Raw genomic sequence first — 15,732 nt, 5'->3', positions numbered from 1 at the left:
TCGCTTGCAGCGGACGCGCGCTTCCCGTCGATCTGTTATCGGCTGAGGCTCAGAGGCTGGCCGTTATTGGTCGTGCCGTCGTAACGGGCGTCAGACGTCTTGTAAACGCGGCCGATCGTATCGCCTGCACGGTTCTTGAACTGGACCATCTTGCCCGAGACTTCCCAGGAGCCCATGGACGTCAGGTCGCCGGTGCAACCGCGCGTGCCGCCACGAGAGCCGCTGCCGAGATTGGTGAGCGTCAGGAACATGTCGCAATTGGCTGCACCGTTGGAGACGCGCCAGTTTCCAACCATCGATTCCTTGGTCACGTCGAGCGCCGTCGTCGGCGCGCCCGCTGCGACATTGGCGCTGCCGGGAGGCGTTGCCGTCGGAGCCGTCGGAAACTGCGAAGAGCCACCGGGAGGAGGAAGCGCACCGGACTGGACGGATGGAACAGGCTGCGCCTGAAGCGGCGGCGTGTATCCGGGACCAGCATTGGAATTGCTGTTGTAATCGTAAGAGGTACGCTGGCAACCGGCGAGGCCCATAACGACCACAAGGCCCGTCACCACATATCTAACTTGCATCTCAAGCTCCCGATTCTCGTCGCTTCGGAAAATTCATGGTTACACAAAGCGGCTGAATTATTACCAAAGCCTTAGCTAAGGCAAGACGCGGCAACGATAATTGCCATTTCGTCGGCATTTTAGGAAAATTCTTCGCCGCTTCCCAATAAAGAAGCCGCGACCTGTAGCCGCGGCTTCTGACATTTCTGATCTAGGACGCGATCATCAAACGCGACGCTCGACCATCATCTTCTTGATCTCGGCAATCGCCTTGGCCGGGTTCAGACCCTTGGGGCAGGCCTGCGCGCAGTTCATGATGGTATGGCAGCGATACAGACGGAAAGGGTCCTCGAGGTTGTCGAGACGCTCGCCCGTTGCTTCGTCGCGGCTGTCGATCAGCCAGCGATAGGCCTGAAGCAGAACGGCTGGACCGAGATAACGGTCGCCATTCCACCAGTAGCTGGGACAGGAGGTGGAGCAGCAGGCGCACAGAATGCACTCGTAAAGACCATCCAGCTTCAGACGGTCTTCATGGCTCTGCTTCCATTCCTTGGCAGGTGTAGGAGACACCGTCTTCAGCCAAGGCTCGATCGAGCGGTGCTGGGCGTAGAAGTTCGACAGGTCCGGCACCAGATCCTTGACCACAGGCATATGCGGCAGAGGATAGACCTTTACCGTGCCGTTGATCTCTTCCATGCCCTTGGTGCAGGCCAGCGTATTCGTGCCGTCGATGTTCATCGCGCAGGAACCGCAAATGCCTTCACGACAGGACCGGCGAAGTGTGAGCGTCGGATCGATCTTGTTCTTGATGTACAAAAGCGCATCGAGAACCATAGGGCCGCAATCATCGATATCGATGTAATACGTGTCGATACGTGGGTTCTGGCCGTCGTCAGGGTTCCAGCGATAAACCCGGTATTCGCGAACGTTCTTCGCGCCTGCCGGCTTCGGCCAGACCTTGCCTTCGGTCATCTGAGAGTTTTTGGGGAGAGCAAGTTCAACCATGTCCAATACCTCTCAAATCAATAGACGCGTGCTTTTGGCTCGATCTTTTTAGGATCGATGCCATCGGCAATGAGTTCGGTGTGCACCGGACGGTAGTCTAGCTTGACGTCGCCCGCTTCGCTGACCCAGGCCAGCGTGTGCTTGCGCCAGTTGACGTCGTCGCGGCCGGCAAACGGGCCATCGGTATAGTCCTCGCGTGCATGCGAGCCGCGGCTTTCCTTGCGGGCTTCCGCGCCGTAGACGGTGGTGATGGCGTTGGCCATCAGGTTTTCCAGCTCCAGCGTTTCCACCAGATCGGAGTTCCACACCATCGAACGGTCGGTGACCTTCACATCCGGAAGTTCCTTCCAGATGGCGGAGAGACGCTGGCAGCCGTTTGCAAGCGATTCCTGCGTGCGGAACACGGCGGCATCTTCCTGCATGGCGCGCTGCATCTTGTCGCGCAGCACCGCCGTCGGCGTGCTGCCACTGGCGTTGCGCAGGCGGTCGAAGCGATCCATGATCTTGTCGCAGGCAACCGTGTTGAGAGCCGGAACCGGCTCGTCACGGTTGATGACCTGGGCTGCACGGATGGCAGCGGCACGACCGAAGACCACAAGGTCGATCAGCGAGTTGGAGCCGAGACGGTTTGCACCGTGAACCGAGGCACAGCCCGCTTCGCCCACAGCCATCAGGCCGGGCGAGATACGACCGGGATTTTCGCTATCGGCGTTCAGCACTTCACCCCAATAATTGGTCGGAATGCCGCCCATATTGTAGTGAACCGTCGGCAGAACCGGGATCGGCTCGCGCGTCACGTCCACGCCTGCGAAGATCTTGGCGCTTTCGGAAATGCCTGGAAGACGCTCATGCAAAACCGCCGGATCGAGGTGGTCCAGATGCAGGAAGATGTGGTCCTTGTTCTTGCCCACGCCTCGGCCTTCGCGAATTTCCATGGTCATGCAGCGGGATACGACGTCGCGCGATGCCAGATCCTTGGCGGATGGGGCATAGCGCTCCATGAAGCGCTCGCCTTCGGAGTTGACGAGATATCCGCCTTCGCCGCGCGCCCCTTCGGTGATCAGGCAGCCTGCGCCGTAGATGCCGGTCGGGTGGAACTGAACGAATTCCATGTCCTGAAGCGGAAGGCCGGCGCGTGCGATCATGCCGCCGCCATCGCCCGTGCAGGTATGCGCGGAGGTGGCGGAGAAATAGGCGCGACCGTAACCGCCGGTCGCCAGAACGACCATCTTGGCGGCGAAACGGTGAATAGTGCCGTCATCGAGGTTCCAGGCAACGACGCCGGTGCAGCGGCCATCATCCGACATGATGAGGTCGAGCGCGAAATACTCGATGAAGAATTCGGCATTGTTGCGCAGCGACTGGCCATACAGCGTGTGCAGAATGGCGTGGCCGGTGCGATCAGCGGCGGCGCAGGTGCGCTGTACCGGCGGGCCTTCACCGTAATTCTGCATGTGGCCGCCGAACGGACGCTGGTAGATCTTGCCTTCGGCGTTACGCGAAAACGGCACGCCGTAATGCTCGAGCTCATAGACCGCCTTAGGCGCTTCCATGGCGAGATATTGCATGGCGTCCACGTCGCCGAGCCAGTCGGACCCCTTTACGGTGTCGTAAAGGTGCCACTGCCAACAGTCGGGCGTCATGTTGACGAGCGAGGCAGCGATACCGCCCTGGGCGGCAACGGTGTGCGAACGGGTTGGGAAAACCTTGGTGATACAGGCGGTCTTGAAGCCCTGCTCGGCCATGCCGAGTGTGGCGCGCAGACCAGCGCCGCCGGCGCCTACGACGATGACGTCATAGGAGTGATCGACGTAAGTATAGGCCTTGCCGTTCTGTGAGGGTGAACTGTTCGGTGCCATGACGGATTATCCTGCGAATGCGATTTTCAGAACGGCGAAGAGACAGAGACCGCCGACTGCCACCGCGAAGAAGGTGTTCAGCATCAGAAGAACCAGCTTGGGAACTTCCGCATGAATGTAGTCCTCGATGATGACCTGCATGCCGAGCTTCATGTGAATGAGGCCGGAGATGACGACGAGGCCCATGATCACCGCAACGAGCGGGTTTGAGAGAGCCGAAACGACAACCTCATAGGGCGCGCCGCCGTACATAACGAGAAAACCGACGAAGAAGATCAGAAGCGGCACGTTGGAAACGGCCGTCACACGCTGGCGCCAGAAATGCTCGGTGCCTTCCTTGGCGGAGCCGAGACCGCGAACCTTGCCGAGAGGGGTGCGCATATCCATGATGGTATCTCCTCAGCGCACGATCAGGGCGACAACCCAGATCAGCGCGGTCAGACAGATCGAAACGACAAAGGACGCCTTGGCGAGCTTGGTGGTGAAATGCTTCTCGAAGCCGTGGCCGAGGTCCCACATGAAGTGGCGAAGGCCGCCGAGCATGTGGTGAACCAGCGCCCAGGTATAGCCGATCAGGATCAGCTTGCCGATCAGCGAACTCATGGCCCACTGGACCCAGGCGTAAGCGTCGACGCCAGAGGCGGTCGCAATCAGCCACCAGGCAACCAGAAGCGTGCCGAAATAGAGTGCGCCACCGGTAATACGGTGTACAATGGACGCAACCATCGTCGGAATTGGCTTGTAGATTTGAAGATGCGGCGACAAAGGCCGATTGTTTGTCGTGTTCGCCATATGAACCTCACGGCGTTTCTTGGCGCCGATCATAGCCGGGCGCCCCCAAACAACGCACATGACGAAAGAATGTGCATTGCACCAAGCGCGACCTTTAATCGCAGGAGGGCATCACGACAAGTACAATCGGCAACCGTTTTGAATTTAATCGATTGTGGTCTAAAAATTCTGCGTGATTCTCTGGATCGAAAATAAAATGTCGAGCGTTTCCAGACGTCAACATTCTATTTAATTTACGTAAACGTAAAACAAAAAATGCCTTTCCGCCCGAACGGAGAGCTTCAAAACTGGATGGAGAAGATCATGTTCAAGCAGGCCTATTGGATCATTCCAACCCTTCTGATCACCATTGGTTCCCCCTCTTTGGCGAGCGCGAGCGACTATCACCGCGATCATCGTTCGTACCGCCCTTACAGCTATTCGCAGCCCTCCGTCGTCGGCGGTGATGGGCTACCGTCCTACATTAGAGGCCTTGGTACCTATGCGGGCGGGCTGTCTGCGGTGCGTTTTCCCGGCAACGGAAACTATTTCTACGCCCAGGGTGGCGGTGCATATCTGCCGGACGGATACCGTAAGACGACGGTCGAGCCGCGCATCATCCACGTCAACCAGCGTACGATGAACGCCAACTGCCAGTATGAAGCCGGCGTCTGCGTCATCCGTCCCTAAGAGCTTTGCCCAAAGCACCTTGCGTCCTATTTGCAGGTGCAAAGGACGCTTCAACGCCTTGGGATCCAAGCGGCGTGCGATTTCGAAGATCGATTTGGATTTTTGGGCAGGTGCGCGGTTTTAGGATAAGCGCCAGACGGTTGTCTGCTTGACTTCGCTGTCTTCCAGCGCCCGCGTTACCGGCACCTGGTAAGTAGCGCAGGCGCTGAGCTTCGTCTTCGGCAAATAGGCACGGCCTGGATCGCCGACCAGTACGGTAACGCCGTGGGCTGTAAGAGATGCAAACCAAGGGATCAGCGCGTCTGCGAACACCTTGTCGTAAAATACGTCGCCGGCAAGCAACACGTCGGCGTCCATGTCCCTTCCGATGACATCCTGCGAGATCACATCGATCGTCACGCCATTCACCGCAGCGTTGAGCATCACAGCACTCTTTGCCCAGGGGTCGATATCGACCGCAAGCACATGGGTCGCCCCCGCCAGCGCCGCAGCAATCGCCACCATGCCGGAGCCACTGGCGAAATCGACGACGCGTTTGCCGCGCACCACGTCGGGGTTATCCAGAATATAGCGCGCCAACCCCTGCCCGCCGGCCCAGGCGAAAGCCCAGAAGGGCGGCGGCAGGCCGATCTCTTCCAGCTCTTCCTCCGTCTTCAGCCAAAGATCATGGGCTTCGCTTCCAAGATGAAGGGCAAGCTCCGGCACGTGCGGCGGCGACATGATGCTGGTGTTGGCGCGGATGAAGTCTTCTGGCGCGGTCTTCACGGGATGATATCAATCAGGCGAGCGTGGCGGCTTATCGACGCCTGCCATGTGGCAGACTTCCAGATATTCCTCTTCCGTCACCGGCTGAACGGAAAGTCGCATGGACGTGACGAGCGACATGTCGGCAAGCTTCGGATTGGCCTTTACCGCCTTCAAGGTCACCGGCTTCGGCACATCGCGGACCGCCTTGATGTGCACGCAGTCCCAGCGCGCATCCCCCTCGGCGGACGAATCCGGCTTGGACAATTCGCAGACCTCGACGATGCCGACGACCTCCAGCCCCTCATTGGAGTGGTAGAAGAAACCCTTGTCGCCAAGCTTCATGGCCCGCATGTTGTTGCGCGCCTGATAGTTGCGCACGCCGGTCCATTCCTCGCCGGCCTCGCCCTTGGCCTTCTGCTGCTCCCAGGACCATGTGTCGGGTTCGGATTTGAATAGCCAGTAATTCGCCATCTCGCGCTCTGTCCTTACGCCGCCGGATTGTTGAAAACCCAATTATAGGGCTTCACATCGACGCTTTCGAACAGACCCGCCTTGGCGTAAGGGTCGGCATCGGCAAGCGCACGCGCAGCATCGATATCGGCGGCTTCGACGATCACGAGGCTGCCATTCGGTTTGCCGTCTGCATCCAGAAACGGACCGGCAATCTTCAGCGTGCCTTCGGCATTCAGCTTGTTGAGATGCTCAAGATGCGCGGGACGTGTGTCCATACGCACATTCAAATGGCCGGGCTTATCCTTGCAGATAAAGGCAAACAGCATTGTCTTCTCCTCTTGTCGCCCAGTCCTATTCGGTGGTGATGGGCCGTGTCATCAATTGTCGCATGGCGGTACGAATGTCCAGCCGCCCCTCGATGATCGCCGCAACGGCATCGGTCACGGGCATGTCGATCTTGTGGTCGGCGGCAAGCCGGGACGCGACGGAGGCGGCGTAGGCGCCCTCCACCAGCCCGCCATGAAAGGCCGAGGGTGCATCCCCCTGCCCCAGCGATATGCCGAAGCGCAGATTGCGCGACTGGTGGCTGGTGGCGGTCAGGACCAGATCGCCAAGACCGGAAAGCCCGCGCACCGTATCCGCCTGTCCGCCGACGGCAACGACAAGCCGCGACATTTCCGCAAGCCCGCGGGCAATCAAGGCCGCACGCGCCGATTCACCCAGCCCCGCCCCTTCGACGATGCCGGCGGCAATCGCCAGCACATTCTTCAACGCGCCACCAAGCTGCACGCCAATACGATCGGTCGAGGCATAAAGCCGAAAGGTCTGTCCGGAAATGGTTTGCGCCAGGTGCTCGGCAAGTGCGGCATCGCTGGCTGCGACCGCCATGGCTGTCGGCAGCCCCTTGGCGATGTCGGCGGCAAAGCCCGGCCCTGAGAGCACGGCGACGGGATGCGACGGCAATTCCTCTTCCAGCACTTGTGTGAGAAGCAAGCCGGACGAGCGGTCGATCCCCTTCGCCAAGGTAATCACCACGGCATCCTTAGCCAGGTAAGGACCATATTGGCGCGCCGCGTCCGCCTGGGCCTGTGAGGGCATGGCGAACAGCACGATGCCGGCATTGCGCAGCACTTCGGGTTCGGCGGAATATTTCAGCGCATAGGGAAGCGCGATCCCTGGCAGGGCCGCATCATGCACGCCATCGGCCTGCAGGTCGGCCATCAAGGACGGATCGCGGCCAAGCAGCGTGACGTCATGGCGATTTTCCAGCGCAATCACCACCGCAATCGCCGTGCCGAAGGCGCCGGACCCGATGACGACGATGGTTTCGCGCTTGCTCATGCCTTGGCTCCGCGCTTACCAAAGCCGACCAGTGTCTTCGCATCCGCATCGAGCGGCCAACGCGAGCGCGGCTGCGTGTCGAGACCGTCCGGCTCCATGCCTTGCGCCATGCGCTCAAGGCCTGCCCAGGCGATCATCGCGGCATTGTCGGTGCAAAGCGCAAGCGGCGGCGCGATGAAGCGAAAGCGGTGCTTGTCGCAGAGCGCCTGCAGGGTGCCGCGAAGCTCCTGATTGGCGGCGACACCACCGGCGACGACGAGGGCCGGTCCACCCTCGACGGAGGGGAATGTTTCGGTAAAACGCTGAAGCCCGCGCCCGATCCGGTCCTGCAATGTGCGCGATACCGCCTTCTGGAAGGAGGCGCAGATATCGGCAATGTCCTGATCTGTGAGTGGGGCGATGGCCGTGGCTGCCTGCCGCACGGCCGTCTTCAGACCGGAAAAGGAAAAATCGAGCCTTACTTCACCCGCCATCGGACGCGGCAAGTGGAAGCGATCGGGATTGCCATTCTTCGCCGCCTTCTCGACCGCCGGTCCACCAGGATAGGGCAGGCCAAGCAGCTTGGCCGTCTTGTCGAAGGCTTCGCCGAGCGCATCGTCGATGGTCGTTCCCCAGCGCTCATACTGGCCGACACCGCGCACCAGGATCAGCTGGGTATGACCACCGGACACGAGCAGCATCAGATAGGGAAAGGAGAGCCCGTCCGTCAGCCGCGCCGTCAGTGCATGGCCTTCCAGATGGTTGATGGCATAAAGCGGCTTGCCCGCAGCCTTCGCGATTGCCTTGCCGGTCATCAACCCGACGATCAGCCCGCCGATGAGACCTGGCCCAGAGGTAGCGGCAATCGCATCCACTTGCCCCAGCGTCACGCCCGCCTTGGCGAGCGCTTCCTCGATCAGCGTATCGAGGGCTTCCACATGGGCGCGGGCGGCAATTTCCGGTACCACGCCACCATAGGCGCTGTGTTCTTCCAGCTGCGACAAAACGACGTCAGAGACGATCTCGCCACGGCCATCAGCATGCCGAACCACAACAGATGCAGCGGTTTCGTCACAACTGGTCTCTATGCCGAGGATACGAAGAAAGGGGGTCATCAGCCGGTTCGTTGATTGCGGTGCTTTTGAAACTTAGGTACGAACACCTCCGGTAACAACGGATAGATGCCGATGCAAACAAAACCTTTCCGAATAGGCACGCGCGGTAGCCCGCTGGCACTGGCGCAGGCGTTCGAAACGCGCGACCGGCTGGCGGCGGCCCATGACCTGGCCCCGGAGATGTTCGAAATCGTGCCGCTCGCGACCAAGGGCGACCGCATGACCGACCGCCCCCTGTCCGAAATCGGCGGCAAGGGCCTGTTCACCGAAGAGCTGGAAGCGCAATTGCTGTCCGGCGATCTCGACTTTGCTGTTCACTCGTCCAAGGACATGGCGACCAAGCTGCCGGACGGTCTGGAGCTCCGCGCCTTTCTGCCGCGCGAAGACGTGCGTGATGCCTTCATCGGCAGAACCGCACCTCGCCTCCTCGAACTGCCGCACGGGGCCATCGTCGGCTCGGCCTCGCTTCGCCGTCAGGCGCTCATCCGTCGTCTACGCCCAGATCTTGAGGTCATCATCTTCCGCGGTCTGGTCGATACAAGACTGCGTAAGCTGGCGGAAGGCCAGGCAGACGCCACCCTGCTCGCCTTTGCCGGCCTGAAGCGGCTGAACAAGGACGATGTGCCGACGGAGCTGCTGGACCCGAAGGAATTTCCACCTGCCCCAGCACAAGGCGCCATCGGCATTGAATGTCGCATCGGCGATAGCCGGATTCAGGATTTGCTCTCGGCCATCAATGACGTGCCGACCTATGATGCGGTGATGTGCGAACGCGCCTTTCTCGCAGCGCTCGACGGCTCCTGTCGCACGCCCATTGCGGGGCTTGCCACCTGTCATGGGGAGGACCTGCATTTCCACGGGGTCATCCTCACACCGGATGGACAGACGGAGCATGCCGTCGAAGTCTCCGGCAAGCTTGCAGATTCCGAAACGCTCGGACGTCAGGCTGGCGAAAAAGTGCGCCAAGCGGCCGGCCCCGGCTTCTTCGAAAGTTGGACCTGAACCATGCGCGTCGTCGTGACCCGTCCGATCCGTTCGGGGCAGAAGACGGCGACGCTTTTGCAGCAACGCGGCCATCAACCCATCCTGCTGCCTCTGACCGAAGCGGTGCACAAGGCCGAAGCCACAAGAGAGGCTCTGACGCGCCAACCCAACGCTATCGTCGTCACCAGCGCCGAAGCTTTGCGCGCTCTGGATTCATCCGACATCGATCTGTCCGGCCATCTCGATCGACCGCTTTTTGCCGTGGGTGAAGCGACCGGGCAGGCGGCAAGAGAGCGCGGTTTCAACACCGTCATTACTGGTGAAGGAGATGGAGCGGCACTCGCGCATCTGGTCAAGACAACACTGTTACACCCCGCGCTAGCATTAGCGGTAAAAAGCTCTCCACCGCGCGTACTCTATCTTGCCGGACGGCCACGCGAGGGCGGCTTCGAGACCACGCTCACGAATAGCACGATCGAGCTGAACGTTGCCGAGATTTATCAGATGCAGCCGGTCGTGTGGGAGGGACCAGCTTTACGAGCCGCGCTCGGCCCCAAGCTCGATGCGGTTCTCCTTTATTCCCGCGAGACCGCCCGGATCTTCTTTGACCTTGTCGAGACGCATGGTCTGGCGCCAGCACTCGCCACCTCTCACTTCATCTGCATCAGCGAAAAGGTTCTGGACGTCGTTCCGACACCGCATCGCAGTCGTGCAATGGCTAGCGCCCTGCCCAGCGAGCAAGCAATGTTGCAGCTTCTGGAAACGGTGACTGGAACCTAATTCCCTTTCGCCCCTTTCCTTTGCCACCGTCACTGACTAGGTTTGAGGGGTGGCGACATGCGACCCCGTCTTCCCCAAAGGTGGTACGTCGCCACCGCGACCGAGGAACAGATAAGACTATATGAGGTTGTCATGGTATCCGGAAAGCCGCCACGCCACTCCAAATCTAAGACCGAACCGGTCACCATCGATCTGGACGCAAAAGACGTGACGGATGTGAGCGCGCCCAAGCCATCGACTACTCCTACGGATACGACGACGACAAGCACATCGAGTGAGGCAAAGCCAGCGCCAGAGCCAAAAGTCTCCGAAGCCATCAAGCCGGCAACTGTCGCCACGGAAAGCGTGAAAGCCGAGAACCCCAAGCCGGTTTGGGATCAGCCGGCGAAACCGCCAATCGAGCCAGAGCCGAATGTCGGCAAGCATGCGGCGTCCGGCAAAGACGAAGCGCCACCGAAGCCCGACTCGACGATCACGCAGGAACCACCGAAAGCCGCAGCAGCATCGGCCGCCACTACCACATCGCCAGCAGCATCAAGCAGCACTGCTGATAGCGCCAAAGGTACATCCGGCACCCTTGGCAAGGACGCTCCAAAGACCGACCCCTTCAAGCCGCAGACGACGACATCGACGACCTCTAGCGCATCGTCGGCGGGCAAGCCATCAGCAGCCGCCACATCGTCTTCGCGCGATCCAAAATCGCAGGGCAATTCCGGCCTGATTGCGGCTGGCATTGTTGGTGGTCTGATTGCACTTCTGGCTGCCGGCAGCATGCAATATGCTGGCTTCCTGCCATCCAGTTCGACCGGCGGCGCATCGTCGGATGAACTGACTACCCTGAAATCCCAGGTCGCCTCTCTGCAACAGCAGATGGCCGAAGCGCCGAAAGCGCAGACAGGGGATACCTCTGCGCTCGAGCAGCGCATTGCCGCCCTGGAAAGCTCCACCGCATCCGGCGGCGACGCAAGCGCCAAGATTTCGCAGCTTGAGAACACGGTTTCGACCTTGCAGTCCGGGCGCGCCACCGATGACCAGAAGATCGCTTCGCTGACACAGCGCCTCGACGCCGCGGAAACCAAGATCAACGAACCGCGCGACGATGTCGAAGTGGCGCGTGCCATAGCCTCCGCAGCACTGAAGGCAGCCATCGATCGTGGCGGTCCCTTCCTGACCGAACTCGATACGCTCTCCAAGGTGACGCCAGACGATCCGGCGATCCAGTCGCTGCGGCCTTTCGCCAATACTGGCGTGCCAACACGTGCGGAACTGGTGCGCCGTTTCCCCGATGTCGCCAACGCAATGCTGGCGGCCCTTCGTCCAACCGATCCGAACCAGGGGATCATCGACCGGCTGGCGGATAGCGCCATGTCGCTGGTCAAGGTGCGCCCTGTCGGCAATGTCGAGGGCGAAGGTGACGATGCCAAGATCGCCCGCATGGAAGACAAACTGCAGAATGGCGACCTCAAGGGTGCGGCGCTGGAATGGGATGCCCTGCCGGAAGCAGCCAAGACGGCATCAGCCGATTACAAGAAGTCGCTGGACGCCCGCATTCAAGTCGAGGATCTCGTCAACAGCACATTGAACCGCGCAGTCAGCAGCACAGGCCAGCAGGGGTAAGACATGACCAGAATCGTTAGCTTCGTCGTCATCGTCCTTCTCATCGCCGTCGGCTTTGCCTGGCTGGCGGATCGTCCGGGGGTTCTCGCTATCACCTGGCAGGGGCAACTGATCGAGATGAGTCTGATGGTCGCCGCAACGCTTGTCGGCGGCCTCATCGCTGCGATCTTGCTTTTGTGGTGGATGATCAGCACGCTGTGGAACTCACCGCACGCCGCACGCCGCTACTTCCGCGCCCGCAAGCGCGACCGCGGCTACCAGGCGCTTTCGACAGGCCTGATCGCGGCCGGCGCCGGCAATGCAACGCTGGCCCGCAAGATGACGGCCAGAACCCAAGGCCTGCTCAGCGCCGATCAGGAGCCTCTGATACATCTTCTGGAAGCCCAAGCTGATCTGATCGAAGGCAAATATGATGCCGCGCGCCGCAAGTTCGAGGCGATGGCAAACGATCCGGAAACACGCGAACTCGGTCTTCGGGGGCTCTATATCGAGGCTCGCCGACAGGGTGCGCATGAAGCCGCCCTTCAATATGCCGAGGATGCAGCGCGAAACGCGCCCTACCTGCCTTGGGCAGCGCAAGCGACGCTCGAAAGCAAATGTCGCAGCGGCGAATGGGATGACGCGATCCGCTTGCTCGACCAGCAGAAGGCTGCCCACGTGATCGAGCGCGGCGAAGCCGAGCGCCTCAAGGCCGTGCTTCTGACGGCAAAGGCGGAGGAAAAGTTCGAAAGCGATCCGAAAGCTGCACGCGAGGATGCGAAAGCCGCCCTTAAGCTCGCGAAAGCGCTCGTCCCGGCCGCACTTGTCGCTGCAAAATCCTATCTGCGCGAAGACAACCTGCGCAAGGCAGCGGCCATTCTGGAGCCTGTCTGGAGGGCCGAACCGCATCCGCAGATTGCCGAGCTTTATGTTCGCGCCCGCAGCGGCGACACGGCCATCGACAGACTGAAGCGTGCCGAGCGGCTGGAGAGCCTGAAGCCCAACAATATCGAGTCGCTTTTTGCCGTGGCGCAGGCAGCGTTGGCTGCACAGGACTTCGACAAGGCGAGATCAAAAGCCCAGGCTGCAGCCCGCATTGCACCACGCGAGAGCATCTTCCTTCTGCTGGCCGACATCGAAGAAGCCGAAAGCGGTGATCAGGGTCGCGTTCGCCACTGGATGGCGCAGGCGTTGCGTGCGCCGCGTGATCCGGCCTGGGTCGCGGACGGCATCGTTTCGGAAAAATGGCATCCTGTTTCGCCAGTCTCCGGACGTCTCGATGCCTTCGAATGGAAAGCCCCCTTCGGCCAATTGGAAGGCCCGGTGGAAGATGTGAGCGTCGACAATGCGCTTGCATCCCTGCCTGACGTGGCGCAGCCGGAAATCCGCGAGCGGATCATCGAAATCCCGGTTCCGGTAAAGGCCCAGCCGACGCCACATGTCGAAACAAAGGTCGAGCCCAGAGTCGAGACGAGGACCCCGGTCAAGCCTGTGATCGAGACACCGAAGCCCAAGGTTCAACCAAGCCAGCCGCCGCAACCGGCCTCCTCGGCAAAGACAGAGGAAGTCGTACCCTTCTTCGGTGGCGCGCCGGATGATCCTGGCGTTAAAAAAGCAGAGGGCGCGCCCCTTGCGGAACCCGTCAAGCCCATAGTCCAGACAACTCCAGTGTCCAAACCACCCGCACAGAAAACTACAGCTGCCGAAAATGGCGATGAACCCGTTCCCTTCTATGGCGGCCTGCCGGATGATCCGGGCGTGAAGAAAACCCCTGCCACGACGGACGAAAAAAACCGCCTCAATCTGTTTTAAGGCGTCATTGACGCTCAAGGAGAGCCATGCTCGAACGTATCCAGTCCTTCTTTCAAAGCCTGACGAATAGCGATACGTCTCGCGATTTTCCGCCCGATGACCTGCGTGTCGCTATCGCTGCCCTTTGCTTTCAGGTGATGGAAGCGGACGGAACGGTATCCAAGGTAGAGCGCCAGCGCCTGCGCGAATTGCTGCAGGAGCATTATGATCTCAGTTCCGGCAAGCTCGACGCACTGATGGATGCGGGACAGGAGGCCGGAAAAGAGGCGGTCGATTACTATCGCTTCACCACTGACATTCGCCGCCATCTGAACGAACAGGAACGCGTCGAACTCATCGGCATCCTCTGGGATATCGTCTATGCTGATGGCGAGCGCAACGAGATGGAAGACAACGTCATCTGGCGCATTGCCGAGCTTCTTGGTGTTTCCGTCCGTGATCGCGTCCTCCAGCGCCAGCAGGTGGAAGGCCACAAGCACACCGACGGTCACGATGAGGCCGAGGCTGACGCGATCTGAAGCATTCCGCGCGACGGTATGAAGAGGTTTTGCGATAACGACACGCGGCGACCCAACGCAACAAGCGTGAGAAGCGGATATGAAAGACCGCGGCATACTTTCGAGGTCAGGCAAAGCCGATATCAGTCGTCAGCTTTTTACCCACCTTGGAAAGAGGCCGCTAAGGCAACCGTATTCCTAAACGCGCACTTCCGTGTGACGGTACTTGTCGGCTCATGTGGTAATGTCTAAATGTCTGCCAACAACATAGGAGACATTGATGGTAGGCATTATTGACGCAGTGATTACGGTCATATTATTGGCGCTGCAGATCTACTGGTGGATATTGATCGCCAGCGCCATTTTCTCATGGCTCTACGCATTCAATGTCATCAACTCCTCCAATCAGTTCGTCAACTCGATCGGCAGCTTCCTCTATCATGCCACCGAGCCGGTCCTGCGCCCGATCCGTCGCGTTCTCCCGAACATGGGCGGCATTGATCTGTCGCCGCTCGTCGTGCTGCTCGGCATCGTCTTCTTGCAGATGATCATCGCGAACCCGATCAGACCCTTCCTGATCTCGCTCTTCATGTGATCTCGCATCCCTGGAAAGCCGCTCAGCAACACGTAGAGCTGAGGGTCCGGCTCACGCCCTCTGGCGGGCGTGACGCGATCGACGGCCTAGAGCAGGATGCCGAAGGGCAGGCTTACCTGAAAGCCCGCGTTACCGCTGTGCCTGAGGATGGAAAAGCGAACAAGGCGCTGATTGCGCTTCTGTCGAAGACGCTCAAGATCGCCAAATCCTCGATCAGCTTCGTCTCAGGCGAAACATCGCGTAAAAAAATCCTCCGGCTCGAAGGCGAACCGGAGGAGATCATCTTAAAACTCAAGACGGTGTTGGGCTGAACTCAGCCCTGAGCCTTGTAGCGCTCGACGGCTTCGAGGATCAGCTTCTTGGCAACGTCGACATCCTGCCAGCCGCCCATCTTCACCCACTTGCCGGGTTCCAGATCCTTGTAGTGCTCGAAGAAATGCTCGATCTGCTTCAGTGTGATTTCCGGCAGGTCGGTGTAGTTCTTGACCTTGTCGTAACGCTGGGTCAGCTTCGGCGCTGGAACTGCGAGGATCTTTTCGTCCTTGCCGCCATCATCTTCCATGATCATCACGCCGATCGGGCGAACATTGATGACGCAGCCAGGCACCAGCGGGCGGGTATTACAGATCAACACATCGATCGGATCGCCATCTTCGGACAGCGTGTGCGGCACGAAGCCGTAATTGCCCGGATAGGTCATTGGCGTGTAGAGGAAGCGATCGACGATCAGTGCGCCTGCATCCTTATCCATCTCGTACTTGATAGGATGGCCGCCGACCGGCACTTCAACGATCACATTGACGTCTTCAGGCGGGTTCTTGCCGACGGAGATTGCATCAATACGCATACTCTTTCCTTATTTCGGTGAGTTGAGATTGCTCCTCGATACTGGGAAAGCCGCATTATTGCAACATCGCCCGCCGCAAGCCGGGCGCTTTTGTAGAACCAAGAATGGGCGCT

19 protein-coding genes are annotated in these 15,732 nt (G+C 59.9%); 8 read left to right on the top strand and 11 right to left on the bottom strand.

Going from position 1 to position 15,732, the window contains the following annotated elements; all coding sequences use genetic code 11:
• Positions 1 to 35 precede the first annotated feature (35 nt).
• The 5 genes from WKI41_RS17630 to sdhC form a co-directional block, all read right to left on the bottom strand.
• Positions 36 to 569, bottom strand: coding sequence for a protease inhibitor Inh/omp19 family protein (locus WKI41_RS17630; RefSeq protein WP_340194765.1), 534 nt, complete (start codon positions 567 to 569; stop codon positions 36 to 38).
• A 204-nt stretch (positions 570 to 773) separates the two neighbouring features.
• Complete coding sequence (locus WKI41_RS17625; protein WP_340194764.1) at positions 774 to 1,553, bottom strand: succinate dehydrogenase iron-sulfur subunit; 780 nt, start codon at positions 1,551 to 1,553, stop codon at positions 774 to 776.
• Positions 1,554 to 1,570: 17 nt separating this feature from the next.
• A complete protein-coding gene (gene sdhA / locus WKI41_RS17620; protein ID WP_340194763.1) occupies positions 1,571 to 3,412 on the bottom strand; it encodes a succinate dehydrogenase flavoprotein subunit in 1,842 nt (613 codons plus the stop codon).
• 6 nt (positions 3,413 to 3,418) lie between these two features.
• Positions 3,419 to 3,799 carry a succinate dehydrogenase, hydrophobic membrane anchor protein gene (gene sdhD / locus WKI41_RS17615; protein ID WP_340194762.1) on the bottom strand — a complete coding sequence of 127 codons (381 nt, stop codon included), beginning with the start codon at positions 3,797 to 3,799 and terminating at the stop codon, positions 3,419 to 3,421.
• Between the two features lie 12 nt (positions 3,800 to 3,811).
• Positions 3,812 to 4,204, bottom strand: a complete 393-nt coding sequence (gene sdhC, locus WKI41_RS17610; RefSeq protein WP_296035216.1) for a succinate dehydrogenase, cytochrome b556 subunit — start codon at positions 4,202 to 4,204, stop codon at positions 3,812 to 3,814.
• A gap of 303 nt (positions 4,205 to 4,507) precedes the next feature.
• On the opposite strand from sdhC, the gene WKI41_RS17605 reads away from it, so the two are divergent.
• Positions 4,508 to 4,873 carry a hypothetical protein gene (locus WKI41_RS17605; RefSeq protein ID WP_340194761.1) on the top strand — a complete coding sequence of 122 codons (366 nt, stop codon included), beginning with the start codon at positions 4,508 to 4,510 and terminating at the stop codon, positions 4,871 to 4,873.
• A gap of 120 nt (positions 4,874 to 4,993) precedes the next feature.
• Here WKI41_RS17605 and WKI41_RS17600 read toward each other — a convergent pair whose 3' ends face one another.
• From WKI41_RS17600 to tsaD, 5 genes are read right to left on the bottom strand one after another with little or no spacing between them, the layout of a single operon-like run.
• Entirely contained in the window at positions 4,994 to 5,638 is a 645-nt protein-coding gene (locus WKI41_RS17600) for a class I SAM-dependent methyltransferase (protein WP_340194760.1), read from the bottom strand.
• Positions 5,639 to 5,647: 9 nt separating this feature from the next.
• Positions 5,648 to 6,091: an EVE domain-containing protein gene (locus tag WKI41_RS17595; RefSeq protein ID WP_062424897.1), complete on the bottom strand. Its 444-nt coding sequence runs from the start codon at positions 6,089 to 6,091 to the stop codon at positions 5,648 to 5,650.
• A 14-nt stretch (positions 6,092 to 6,105) separates the two neighbouring features.
• Positions 6,106 to 6,399, bottom strand: a complete 294-nt coding sequence (locus tag WKI41_RS17590) for a YciI-like protein (RefSeq protein WP_062424898.1) — start codon at positions 6,397 to 6,399, stop codon at positions 6,106 to 6,108.
• 25 nt (positions 6,400 to 6,424) lie between these two features.
• The gene (locus WKI41_RS17585) at positions 6,425 to 7,414 is read right to left on the bottom strand and encodes an NAD(P)H-dependent glycerol-3-phosphate dehydrogenase (protein ID WP_340194759.1); all 990 of its coding nucleotides are present in this window, start codon (positions 7,412 to 7,414) and stop codon (positions 6,425 to 6,427) included.
• Positions 7,411 to 8,508 carry a tRNA (adenosine(37)-N6)-threonylcarbamoyltransferase complex transferase subunit TsaD gene (tsaD, locus tag WKI41_RS17580; RefSeq protein WP_340194758.1) on the bottom strand — a complete coding sequence of 366 codons (1,098 nt, stop codon included), beginning with the start codon at positions 8,506 to 8,508 and terminating at the stop codon, positions 7,411 to 7,413. Before tsaD ends, WKI41_RS17585 begins: the two co-directional genes overlap by 4 nt.
• Positions 8,509 to 8,580: 72 nt before the next feature.
• Here tsaD and hemC point away from each other — a divergent pair, with 72 nt between their 5' ends.
• The 7 genes from hemC to WKI41_RS17545 all read left to right on the top strand — a co-directional run bounded on the left by hemC (position 8,581) and on the right by WKI41_RS17545 (position 15,083).
• Positions 8,581 to 9,510, top strand: a complete 930-nt coding sequence (gene hemC / locus WKI41_RS17575; protein ID WP_340194757.1) for a hydroxymethylbilane synthase — start codon at positions 8,581 to 8,583, stop codon at positions 9,508 to 9,510.
• 3 nt (positions 9,511 to 9,513) lie between these two features.
• Positions 9,514 to 10,272 carry a uroporphyrinogen-III synthase gene (locus WKI41_RS17570; RefSeq protein ID WP_340194756.1) on the top strand — a complete coding sequence of 253 codons (759 nt, stop codon included), beginning with the start codon at positions 9,514 to 9,516 and terminating at the stop codon, positions 10,270 to 10,272.
• Between the two features lie 132 nt (positions 10,273 to 10,404).
• Complete coding sequence (locus WKI41_RS17565; RefSeq protein WP_340194755.1) at positions 10,405 to 11,889, top strand: COG4223 family protein; 1,485 nt, start codon at positions 10,405 to 10,407, stop codon at positions 11,887 to 11,889.
• A 3-nt stretch (positions 11,890 to 11,892) separates the two neighbouring features.
• Positions 11,893 to 13,680, top strand: coding sequence for a heme biosynthesis protein HemY (locus WKI41_RS17560; protein WP_340194754.1), 1,788 nt, complete (start codon positions 11,893 to 11,895; stop codon positions 13,678 to 13,680).
• Positions 13,681 to 13,706: 26 nt separating this feature from the next.
• A complete protein-coding gene (locus WKI41_RS17555) occupies positions 13,707 to 14,198 on the top strand; it encodes a TerB family tellurite resistance protein (protein WP_340194753.1) in 492 nt (163 codons plus the stop codon).
• Positions 14,199 to 14,457: 259 nt separating this feature from the next.
• Positions 14,458 to 14,772, top strand: a complete 315-nt coding sequence (locus WKI41_RS17550; RefSeq protein WP_340194752.1) for a YggT family protein — start codon at positions 14,458 to 14,460, stop codon at positions 14,770 to 14,772.
• On the top strand, positions 14,772 to 15,083 hold the full coding sequence (locus tag WKI41_RS17545) for a DUF167 family protein (RefSeq protein WP_340194842.1): 312 nt from the start codon (positions 14,772 to 14,774) through the stop codon (positions 15,081 to 15,083). The genes WKI41_RS17550 and WKI41_RS17545 overlap by 1 nt, the downstream gene beginning before the upstream one ends.
• A gap of 2 nt (positions 15,084 to 15,085) precedes the next feature.
• Here WKI41_RS17545 and ppa read toward each other — a convergent pair whose 3' ends face one another.
• The gene (gene ppa / locus WKI41_RS17540) at positions 15,086 to 15,619 is read right to left on the bottom strand and encodes an inorganic diphosphatase (RefSeq protein ID WP_340194751.1); all 534 of its coding nucleotides are present in this window, start codon (positions 15,617 to 15,619) and stop codon (positions 15,086 to 15,088) included.
• Positions 15,620 to 15,732: the final 113 nt, after the last annotated feature.

Source organism: Agrobacterium larrymoorei (assembly GCF_037722385.1).
In the GTDB taxonomy this organism is placed as follows: Bacteria; Pseudomonadota; Alphaproteobacteria; order Rhizobiales; family Rhizobiaceae; genus Agrobacterium; species Agrobacterium larrymoorei_C.
This window is presented reverse-complemented; position numbering and strand designations above follow the sequence as displayed.

Coding starts and splice junctions, on each gene's coding strand:
- WKI41_RS17630 (WP_340194765.1), bottom strand. CDS start 569: ATGCAAGTTAGATATGTGGTGACGGGCCTTGTGGTCGTTATGGGCCTC.
- WKI41_RS17625 (WP_340194764.1), bottom strand. CDS start 1,553: ATGGTTGAACTTGCTCTCCCCAAAAACTCTCAGATGACCGAAGGCAAG.
- sdhA (WP_340194763.1), bottom strand. CDS start 3,412: ATGGCACCGAACAGTTCACCCTCACAGAACGGCAAGGCCTATACTTAC.
- sdhD (WP_340194762.1), bottom strand. CDS start 3,799: ATGGATATGCGCACCCCTCTCGGCAAGGTTCGCGGTCTCGGCTCCGCC.
- sdhC (WP_296035216.1), bottom strand. CDS start 4,204: ATGGCGAACACGACAAACAATCGGCCTTTGTCGCCGCATCTTCAAATC.
- WKI41_RS17605 (WP_340194761.1), top strand. CDS start 4,508: ATGTTCAAGCAGGCCTATTGGATCATTCCAACCCTTCTGATCACCATT.
- WKI41_RS17595 (WP_062424897.1), bottom strand. CDS start 6,091: ATGGCGAATTACTGGCTATTCAAATCCGAACCCGACACATGGTCCTGG.
- WKI41_RS17590 (WP_062424898.1), bottom strand. CDS start 6,399: ATGCTGTTTGCCTTTATCTGCAAGGATAAGCCCGGCCATTTGAATGTG.
- WKI41_RS17585 (WP_340194759.1), bottom strand. CDS start 7,414: ATGAGCAAGCGCGAAACCATCGTCGTCATCGGGTCCGGCGCCTTCGGC.
- tsaD (WP_340194758.1), bottom strand. CDS start 8,508: ATGACCCCCTTTCTTCGTATCCTCGGCATAGAGACCAGTTGTGACGAA.
- hemC (WP_340194757.1), top strand. CDS start 8,581: ATGCAAACAAAACCTTTCCGAATAGGCACGCGCGGTAGCCCGCTGGCA.
- WKI41_RS17570 (WP_340194756.1), top strand. CDS start 9,514: ATGCGCGTCGTCGTGACCCGTCCGATCCGTTCGGGGCAGAAGACGGCG.
- WKI41_RS17565 (WP_340194755.1), top strand. CDS start 10,405: ATGGTATCCGGAAAGCCGCCACGCCACTCCAAATCTAAGACCGAACCG.
- WKI41_RS17560 (WP_340194754.1), top strand. CDS start 11,893: ATGACCAGAATCGTTAGCTTCGTCGTCATCGTCCTTCTCATCGCCGTC.
- WKI41_RS17555 (WP_340194753.1), top strand. CDS start 13,707: ATGCTCGAACGTATCCAGTCCTTCTTTCAAAGCCTGACGAATAGCGAT.
- WKI41_RS17550 (WP_340194752.1), top strand. CDS start 14,458: ATGGTAGGCATTATTGACGCAGTGATTACGGTCATATTATTGGCGCTG.
- ppa (WP_340194751.1), bottom strand. CDS start 15,619: ATGCGTATTGATGCAATCTCCGTCGGCAAGAACCCGCCTGAAGACGTC.